General features: G+C 73.1%; 9 protein-coding genes and 1 pseudogene. 7 read left to right on the forward strand and 3 right to left on the reverse strand.

Going from position 1 to position 8,376, the window contains the following annotated elements; translation table 11 throughout:
* From RWM17_RS09615 to RWM17_RS09625, 3 genes and pseudogenes are all read left to right on the forward strand, one after another.
* A pseudogene (locus RWM17_RS09615) lies at positions 1–395 on the forward strand (S26 family signal peptidase); the annotation flags it as partial.
* Positions 392–1,714 (forward strand): hypothetical protein, encoded by a 1,323-nt coding sequence (locus RWM17_RS09620; RefSeq protein ID WP_314103077.1) that lies wholly within the window; start codon positions 392–394, stop codon positions 1,712–1,714. The pseudogene RWM17_RS09615 and the gene RWM17_RS09620, both read left to right, overlap by 4 nt.
* Positions 1,715–1,976: 262 nt before the next feature.
* The gene (locus RWM17_RS09625; protein ID WP_314103079.1) at positions 1,977–2,432 is read left to right on the forward strand and encodes an SRPBCC family protein; all 456 of its coding nucleotides are present in this window, start codon (positions 1,977–1,979) and stop codon (positions 2,430–2,432) included.
* A 105-nt stretch (positions 2,433–2,537) separates the two neighbouring features.
* Here RWM17_RS09625 and RWM17_RS09630 read toward each other — a convergent pair whose 3' ends face one another.
* Positions 2,538–2,891: a DUF3140 domain-containing protein gene (locus RWM17_RS09630; protein ID WP_314103081.1), complete on the reverse strand. Its 354-nt coding sequence runs from the start codon at positions 2,889–2,891 to the stop codon at positions 2,538–2,540.
* 269 nt (positions 2,892–3,160) lie between these two features.
* On the opposite strand from RWM17_RS09630, the gene RWM17_RS09635 reads away from it, so the two are divergent.
* The 4 genes from RWM17_RS09635 (at position 3,161) to RWM17_RS09650 (ending at position 6,457) form a co-directional block, all read left to right on the forward strand.
* Positions 3,161–3,829, forward strand: a complete 669-nt coding sequence (locus tag RWM17_RS09635; RefSeq protein ID WP_314103082.1) for a biliverdin-producing heme oxygenase — start codon at positions 3,161–3,163, stop codon at positions 3,827–3,829.
* A 66-nt stretch (positions 3,830–3,895) separates the two neighbouring features.
* Positions 3,896–4,849 (forward strand): SDR family NAD(P)-dependent oxidoreductase, encoded by a 954-nt coding sequence (locus tag RWM17_RS09640; RefSeq protein WP_314103085.1) that lies wholly within the window; start codon positions 3,896–3,898, stop codon positions 4,847–4,849.
* Positions 4,850–4,932: 83 nt separating this feature from the next.
* Positions 4,933–5,904: a helix-turn-helix domain-containing protein gene (locus tag RWM17_RS09645; protein WP_314103086.1), complete on the forward strand. Its 972-nt coding sequence runs from the start codon at positions 4,933–4,935 to the stop codon at positions 5,902–5,904.
* A 121-nt stretch (positions 5,905–6,025) separates the two neighbouring features.
* A complete protein-coding gene (locus tag RWM17_RS09650; RefSeq protein ID WP_314103088.1) occupies positions 6,026–6,457 on the forward strand; it encodes a BLUF domain-containing protein in 432 nt (143 codons plus the stop codon).
* A gap of 145 nt (positions 6,458–6,602) precedes the next feature.
* On the opposite strand, the gene RWM17_RS09655 is transcribed toward RWM17_RS09650, so the two are convergent.
* Together RWM17_RS09655 and RWM17_RS09660 are read right to left on the reverse strand one after the other, a co-directional pair.
* Positions 6,603–6,800 carry a hypothetical protein gene (locus RWM17_RS09655; RefSeq protein WP_314103090.1) on the reverse strand — a complete coding sequence of 66 codons (198 nt, stop codon included), beginning with the start codon at positions 6,798–6,800 and terminating at the stop codon, positions 6,603–6,605.
* A 190-nt stretch (positions 6,801–6,990) separates the two neighbouring features.
* Positions 6,991–8,076: a helix-turn-helix domain-containing protein gene (locus tag RWM17_RS09660; protein ID WP_314103092.1), complete on the reverse strand. Its 1,086-nt coding sequence runs from the start codon at positions 8,074–8,076 to the stop codon at positions 6,991–6,993.
* Positions 8,077–8,376 lie beyond the last annotated feature (300 nt).

Raw genomic sequence — 8,376 nt, forward strand, 5'->3', positions numbered from 1 at the left:
GCTCCGCCCTGCGCGTCGTCGGCGCCGCCGGCGTGGTCGCCGCGGTGGCTGCGGCCCTGCGCCCGTTCACGGCCGCGACCGTCCTCGCCACGACCGCGAGCGACGGAGGTCGAGGAGGCGTCGCGACCGTCGTGTCGACCGGCCTGCTGCCGTCCCGCCTCGCGACCGAGCACGGCTCGTCCGTCGTCCTCGCCTCGGGCGAGGTGGGGGCGCTCGACCTGCCTGCCCTCACGACCGACACCCCGGCCGGCGGAGGCGTGCTCATCTCGATCGCCCCGCACCTCGACCCCGCCGGCTGGGTCGTCTTCGCGCTCGTCTGCCTGCTGCCCCTGGTGTGGTGCCTCACCGTCGGACTCGCGCCGCAGACGGCCGGGCGACGATCGGCCGCCTCGTGACCGGGACGATCGGCCGGCGCCGCCTCCTCGTCGTCGCCCTGCTGCTCGCGGCGCTCGTCGCCGGGCTCTGGACCGCCAGCCCCACCTCGGGCGCCTTCACCGCTGCCGTGCGGGGCACGGGGAACACGGCGACGACCGCTGCGTCGTTCCCGCGCACCTCCGGCCCCCTGCCGTACCGGTCCGGCTTCGCGGGCGGCGCCACCGACTGGACCACCTACGACGGCTGCTGGGCGACCACGACCGCCGAGGGGTTCGGCTACTACACGGAGAAGTGCGGCTCGCCGACGGCGGCCGCCCCCAAGGCCGTCACGGGCGACGCGGCCTGGACCGACTACACGGTGCAGGCCGACGTCAAGCTCGACGGCGGCAAGCAGGTCGGCCTGCTCGCCAGGGTGAGCGACCCCTCGCCGGGACTCGACCAGCACAACGGGTACTGGGCCTACGTCTCGTCGGCGGGCAAGCTCGAGCTCGGGAAGATGACCAAGGGCTCGTACAGGTTCCTCCAGACGATGGACGTGCCAGGGGGCATCGCCCTGAACACCTGGTACCACCTCGTCGTCCAGGTGACGGGCTGCACCGTCACGGTGTCGCAGAGCACGGCCGGGGCGAACGGCGACACCGGCGTGCGCGGGTTCACCTACGTCGACACCGGCTGCTCACCCACGCACCTCCAGGGCAAGGTAGGCCTCCGAGACTTCGAGGGGACCGGGGCCTGGCGGTTCGTCACGGTGACGGCCGGCGCCACGGCCAGCACCGAGCCACGGCCGTGGAACACGCCGTGGAAGGTCGCGGACATGTCGGCCTTCATGCCGTACGGAGGCGCCTGGTCGAACGACCAAGCGAAGGAGACCTACTCGAACACGCAGTCGGGCAAGGGCGACAAGTCGGTCGAGACCTCGCGCACCTGGGGCAACGCGTCCGTCACGGGCGAGGTGAGGTTCGACACCGCGACGAGCGCCGACCTCGACGCGGGCTACAACGTCCGGGTCCGGAACCCGGGCACGGGGACCGACCAGCTCGACGGGTACTACGGCGGCGTCTCCCGCACGTCGCTGATCCTCGGGAAGCACGTCGGCGGCACCTGGCGCGAGTTCGTCCGCACGCCCCTGCCCGCCGCCGTCCCGCAGGGCCAGTGGCAGCACCTGACGGTCGAGATGGTCGGCTGCACGATCACGGTGACGGCGCAGGCGTCGTCGGGCGGTCCGCGGACGACCGCGTCGCACACCGACACCGGGTGCGACACCACGCCCGGCAACGTCGGGGTCCGGACGCTCGGCATCCCCGCGTCGTTCCGCAGCATGGCGGTCACGCCGCGTTGAACGCGCGTCGCCCCGACGGGCACGGAGGAGGCGCGTGCCGGCCGGGCGAGTACGCTGCCGGCCCGCAGCGGGTGCCGGGGGACGCCGCGTCACCCGGCACCTGACCATCGCCTCTGCACGTGGACGGGGCCGGCCCGCGCCTCCTACCGTTCACGTCGGCGGGCACGGCCTCGGACGAGGCCGCCCACCAGGGCCAGCCCCTCCGGGCCCCGGCCCACCGGGGCTCGCCCGCCCCACGACATCACGACAAGAGGAGAACACCATGGCACAGGCCATCGAGACGATCGACGTCGAGGTCCCCGTCCGCACCGCGTACGACCAGTGGACCCAGTTCGAGGAGTTCCCGAAGTTCCTCGACGAGGTCGAGTCGATCACGCAGACCACCCCCACGCTCACGGTGTGGAAGGTCAAGGTCGGACCGGTCGAGAAGACCTTCGAGGCGGAGATCACCGAGCAGCACCCCGACGAGCGCGTCGCCTGGACGAGCACCGGCGGCGAGGTCGACCACGCCGGCGTCGTGACGTTCCACAAGCTCAGCGACACCGAGACGCGCGTCACCGTGCAGATCGACTGGACCACCGAGGGCGTCCTCGAGAAGCTGGGCGCGGCCATCGGCTCCGACGGCCGGGCCATCAAGAAGGACCTCGCCAACTTCAAGCAGTACATCGAGTCGAAGGGCCAGGCCGACGGCGCCTGGCGCGGCGACGTCCAGGCGTAGCCCGTACGCCCGGGCCCCGGCCCGCAGACGGCGACGGCCCCGTTCCTCCTTCGTGGAGGGGCGGGGCCGTCGCCGTGCGCGGCCGCGTCGCGGCGGCCGCGGCCGCTACTTCTTCGTCTTCTCGCTCTTCTCCGGGTCGTTGCCCCAGTTCATCAGCGAGAAGCGCCACTTCGAGTCGTGGGCGTCGCCCTCCGGCCCCTGGGCGGCGTGACGGTGCACGTAGCCCGTCACTTTTTTCATGTGCGCGTAGTCGTCGTCCCCCAGGTCGGCCACCTTGGTGCGGAGGATGCCGACGATCTTGCGTCCGCTGTCGTGCCCCACCGACTCGGCGCCGTCGGAGGACTTCTGCCCCACCTCCTTCGCCTCGTCGGTCTCGAGCCACTGCTCGAGCTCGTGCGGGGTCATGTTCACCGCGTCGTGGAAGTCGTCGCGGATGCTCTTCTTCTCGTCGTCGTCCATCGGCCCAGCATGCCCCCGGCCCGCCCGGCACGTCCTCCTCTCGCTCTCCTCATTCAGGAAGACGGCTCCTGATCTGCGCGGCGGGGGGAGACTCCGTCCTGAACGGTGCACGGATCAGGAACCGCGCGTCGCGAAGTCCTGAATGCTGAAGACGTGGCCCGAGCCCTCGACAAAGTAAGGGTGACCTAAGTACGATCGAGCAGGAGGCGGCCCCGCCGTCTCGTGCACCGCCCCCGCCAGCAGCACCGTCCGACCGAGCGGAGTCCATCGTGACCGACGTCGTCCCCTTCTCGGAGTTCCTGCGGGCCCGGACGACCAGTCGCCACGGCACCAGCGGCGGCGCCGACTTCATGACCGGTCTGCTGCGCGGCACCTGCGGCGTCGACGACTACGCCCAGCTCGTCGCGCAGTACTGGTTCGTGTACCGGGCGCTCGAGGGCGCCTCCTCGGCCATGGCGGCGCACCCGGTCGTCGCCCCGTTCGTCACGACCGGCGCGACCCGGCTGCCGGCCCTCGAGTCCGACCTCGAGTTCCTGCTCGGCGACGCCTGGCGCGACCGCGTCGTCGCCCTGCCCGCGACGCGTGAGTACGTCGAGAGGCTCGAGACGGTCGCCGCGACCTCGGCGGGGGCCCTCGTCGCGCACCACTACACGCGCTACCTCGGCGACCTGTCGTGCGGGCGCTTCATCAGCACGCTGCTGCAGAAGCACTACGGCTTCGACGTCAACGGCGTGGGCTTCTACGTCTTCGCCGAGGTCGCCGACCCGGCACTCTTCCGGGCCACCTACCGCGAGCAGCTCGACGCCGCCCCGTGGACCGACGCCGACAAGGAGGCGGTGGTCGCCGAGGTCGCGCTGGCCCACTCGCTGGACACCCGCCTCCTCGACGGCCTCGAGGCCGACCGCCGGGCGCGCCGCGCGGCAGCTGCCGCCGCCTGACGCCGGCGATTCCGCCTGACGTCGGCGGCCCGGCGTAGGGTCGCGACGACGAGCGAGAGGGACGACGTGACGACACGCGACATCAGCACCTTCGGGGCGAGGACGACGGCGGCCGAGACGCTCGAGGGGGTCGACCTCGGCGGGCGGACCGCCCTCGTGACAGGCGCCTCCTCGGGCATCGGGGTGGAGACGGCACGCGCGCTGGCGGGGGCCGGCGCCCGGGTGACGCTCGCGGTGCGCAACGTGGCTGCAGGCCGCTCGGTCGCCGACGACATCGCCCGCTCGACCGGCGGGCCCGCGCCCGACGTGGTCGAGCTGCACCTCGACCGGCCCGCCTCGGTCGAGGGCGTCGCGGCCGCGTGGACCGGACCGCTCGACATCTTGATCGCCAACGCCGGCGTCATGGACTCGCCTGAGACCTACACGGCCGCGGGGTGGGAGCTCCAGTTCGCGACGAACCACCTCGGCCACTTCGCACTGGCCCTCGGCCTGCACGACGCCCTCGCCGCGGCTGGCGGCGCGCGGATCGTCTCCGTCTCGTCGAGCGGCAACGGCGGGTCGCCCGTCGTGTTCGACGACCTGTTCTTCCGGCGGAGGCGCTACGAGCCCGGCCTCGCCTACGCCCAGTCGAAGACGGCGAACGCCCTCTTCGCCGTCGGGGCGAGCGCACGCTGGACCGATGACGGCATCGTCGCGAACTCGTGCATGCCCGGCGGCATCTGGACGGGCCTGCAGAAGCACTGGGACCCGGACGTGCTCGCCGCCACCAAGGTCGCGGCGGCCGACGTGGTCAAGACGCCCGAGCAGGGTGCGGCGACGTCGGTGCTGCTCGCCACCGCGCCGGAGCTGGCGGAGGTGCGGGGCCGCTACTTCGAGGACTGCCACGAGGCCGAGGTGGTCGACGCGATCGTCGACGGGCTGCACGGCGTCCGCGCCTGGGCGCTCGACCCTGCCCAGGCCGACCGCCTGTGGGACGTCTCGCTCGCCCTCGTCGACGCGGAGGCGCGCTCGCGCGCCTGACCGTCCACGGGTCGGATGTCGGCGGCCTGTGGCACGATTCAGCTCTTCCTGCCCAGACCCCTGCAGAGACGAGACGATCCCCGATGTCGGACGAATCCGCGCGCCTCGACGTGCCGGCGTACAGCCGTGCCGTCGAGCAGGGCACGGACCTGCACGAAGTGCTGCGCAGCCGCGCCGACCACCACGGCGGGCGCCGGTTCGACGCACGCCCCTCCAGTGTGCCGTTCTCGTACCGCTACGTCACGGCGGGCGACGAGCGCGTCAGCCTGCAGACGTCGCGCTTCAGCGGGCACATGGAGGGCGAGATCCCCTTCCCCGACGCCCACTTCGTCATGTGGTTCCGCAGCGGGTCGGCGACGGTCCGTCGCGGGTCGGAGACGTACCGCACCGAGGGGTCGACCCCGTTCCTCATCCCCGCCGAGGACTCGTTCGAGTTCGAGTTCCGGCCGCGGCAGAGCCACCTGGTCCGGCTCGGCACCGAGTTCCTCGAGCAGACCGCGACCGAGCTTCACGGCGGGCCCTCCCAGCGCATCGCCTTCGACACGTCGAGCGCGCCCGGCGCGGAAGCGATCGCCGACTGGCGGACGACGATGGCGGGGGCCACCGAGGCCGTCGTCGGCGAGGTCGTCCCTCCCCTGCTCCGGCTCGAGGCGCAGCTGAGCACGGCGCGGGCCGTGCTCCGCACCTGGCGCTGGCAGGTCGTCGACGTCCCCCGCTCGCTCCGCACGCCCGGCACCGTCCGGGTCCGGCACGCCCTCGAGTACCTGCACGCGCACGCAGCCGAGGCGATCAGCCCCTCCGACGTCGCGGCCGCCGTCGGGCTGCACACGCGCAGCCTGCAGCTCGCGATGAGCGAGCACCTCGGCACGTCGCCCTCGGCGTACCTGCGCCAGGTCCGACTCGACCGCGTGCGGGCCGACCTGCTCGCCGCCTCGCCGCACGAGACGACCGTCGCCGCCGTCGCCCGCCGCTGGGGCTTCGGCAACCTCGGCCGCTTCTCGGCCAGCTACGCCGACCACGTCGGCGAGTACCCGCGCGACACGCTCGCGCGCTGACCGCGCGCTGCGCGCCCGGAGCGGGCGTAGACGGCGCTGACGGCGCGGGGCAGCCCCCGCTCTGGGGCGTGACGGCGCGGTGCACAGCGGGCAAGCTCGAAGGATCCCCCGAAAGGCCCTCATGCTCTCGATCGTCTACACCAGTGCCTCACGCGTCCGTCCGACCGACGGCGACCTCGCCACCTTGCTCATGAACAGCCGCGCGAACAACCGCCGGCTGGGCCTGTCGGGGTTCCTGATGCACAAGCAGGGGCGCTTCGTCCAGGTGCTCGAGGGTCCCGACGAGGTCGTGCAGGCCCGCTACGAGCTCATCGCCGCCGACCCGCGGCACACCGATGTGGTCGAGCTGCTGCGCGAGTCGATCGATCAGCCCCGCTTCGCCGAGTGGTCGATGGGCTACCGACCCACGACCGACGAGCTCGCCGAGGCGATCCCCGGCTACGCGGACGTCAGCGGCGCGGCGCTCGACCACTCACGCAGCCGGGCCGACCTCGACCCCGCGGTGCGCGCCCTGCTCGACTGGTTCCGTGCGCCGGTGCCCGCCGGAGCCTGAGCCCACCCGCCGCAGCCGCAGCCGCAGCCGCAGCCGACCACGAGCTACACCCCCGGACCGGCACTACACCCCCTGAACGCGAGGTGCAGTGCGGGATCGGGTGTGTAGCTCGGGGCGGCGTGCCCGCGGCCGAGCGGCCTCGCGGTCAGACGTCCGACTGAGCGTCGTGCTGGGCGGCGCGCTCGCGCACGTCGCCCTCGCGGCTGCCGGTGCCGCCTCCGTCGCGGTGGTCGGCGTCGGCCTGCTCGGACAGGCCGTCCGTCTTCTCCTCGACCGTCGCCTCCTCGGCGCCGTCCATCATCGGGCTCGTCATGGTCTCGTCGGACTTGTCGTCGGTGCTCATGTCGCGGACCGTACGCCCGGCCCCCGCGAGAGCACCCCGAGCTGCCTGTGAACCGCCGACCCGAGGAGGCGCGGGCCGGGCACCGCAGGACGCACCGAGCAGCGCAGGAGGCGCGGGCCGGGCACCGCAGGACGCACCGAGCAGCGCAGGAGGCGCGGGCCGGGCACCGCAGGAAGCACGGCAGTCGCGCTCAGCGCGCGAGCGTGTCGCGCGGGTACTCGCCGAACCGCGCGGAGTACGACGCCGAGAAGCGGCCGAGGTTGCCGAAGCCCCACTTGCGGGCGACGTCGGACACGAGCACCGAGCCGGGCTCGGACGAGAGCAGGTCCTGTCGGGCGCGGTCCAGGCGCACGTGCCGGACGTAGTTGGTGGGGCTCGAGCCGAGGTGCTCGCTCATCAGCAGCTGCAGGGTGCGGGTGTGCATGCCCGCCGCGGTCGCGATGTCGGCGGTGGTGATGGCCTGGTCGGCGTAGGCGTGCACGTACTCGGCCGCCTGGCGGAGGCGACGGGTGCGCTCGGTCCGCAGGGCGTCGGGGACGTCCACCGCCCGCCACGGGAACAGGTCGAGCATGCCCCGGACGAGCGCCTGCTGGGCGGCGTGGCGGGCCAGCGCCGGGGTCTCCTCGCCGACGATCAGCGGGGTCACGTCGCCGAGGGTCGTCCGCCACGCGGCGAGCGCCGCGTCGGTCGGCACGGCGGCGTAGTCGAAGACGATCCGCTGCGGCGGCCCCGCGTGGCGCTCGCTGGCGACCGCCTCGAAGAACGACGCGTCGACGTGCACGATGCCGTGCCGGTGCGGCGTCATCGAGAACGCGAACGAGGTCTCGCTCGGCGTGAGGAACGGGCGCGAGCCCTCGCTCGTCAGCTGCCCGACTGGGTAGTCGACGGTCACCGTACCCGAGCGGAACCACGACATCACGTAGTCGCGCGACCACGGGATGATGCCCTGCAGGTGCGCCGTGAAGGTGCCGGTCTGCAGGCTCAGGCGCGAGTCGCCCGCGGAGGCGAAGCGGAACGCGAACGGCTCCCCCGTGGCGCGTGCCCGGAACTGGCGGCCGTCGTAGACGCTCTCGAGGCTGCCGCGCGCCTCCTCGAGGTCGTCGCTCGCGAACTGGACGCGCTCGAAGCGCGGCTCCGCCTCGGGCTCGACGGCGGCGGCGGAGTCCTCGACGCGCTCGGAGAGACGGGTCTCCAGGTCGCTGACGGTGCCGGACGCGGCGCTGGTGCTGGCAGTGCCTGTCGTCCCGGTGGATCCGACGGTCTCGGTGCTGGTCATGAGTGGTTCTCCTGGTCCGTTCCCGGCCTGCACTCGTCGCTGGTGAGGCGGGCCCGCCTCTGTCAGGACGTGCCGGCGGGCCGGTTCGTCACAGATGCGCGGTCACGGAGGTGCTGGCACGGATGAAGCGGCTCCATCCTCTCGCACCGACGACCCCGCGTCACCACCCCCGAGCACGGGCCTGCTCGGACGCGCCCGCCCCCGTGTCCCGTCTCGTTCCGAGCATCCCGTCCCGTCGTGGCGCGACGGGATGCTCGGAACGAGACGGGACGGGATGCTCGGGACCGGACGTCGCGAGGG

It is taken from the genome of uncultured Frigoribacterium sp., assembly GCF_963515265.1.
In the GTDB taxonomy this organism is placed as follows: domain Bacteria; phylum Actinomycetota; class Actinomycetes; order Actinomycetales; family Microbacteriaceae; genus Frigoribacterium.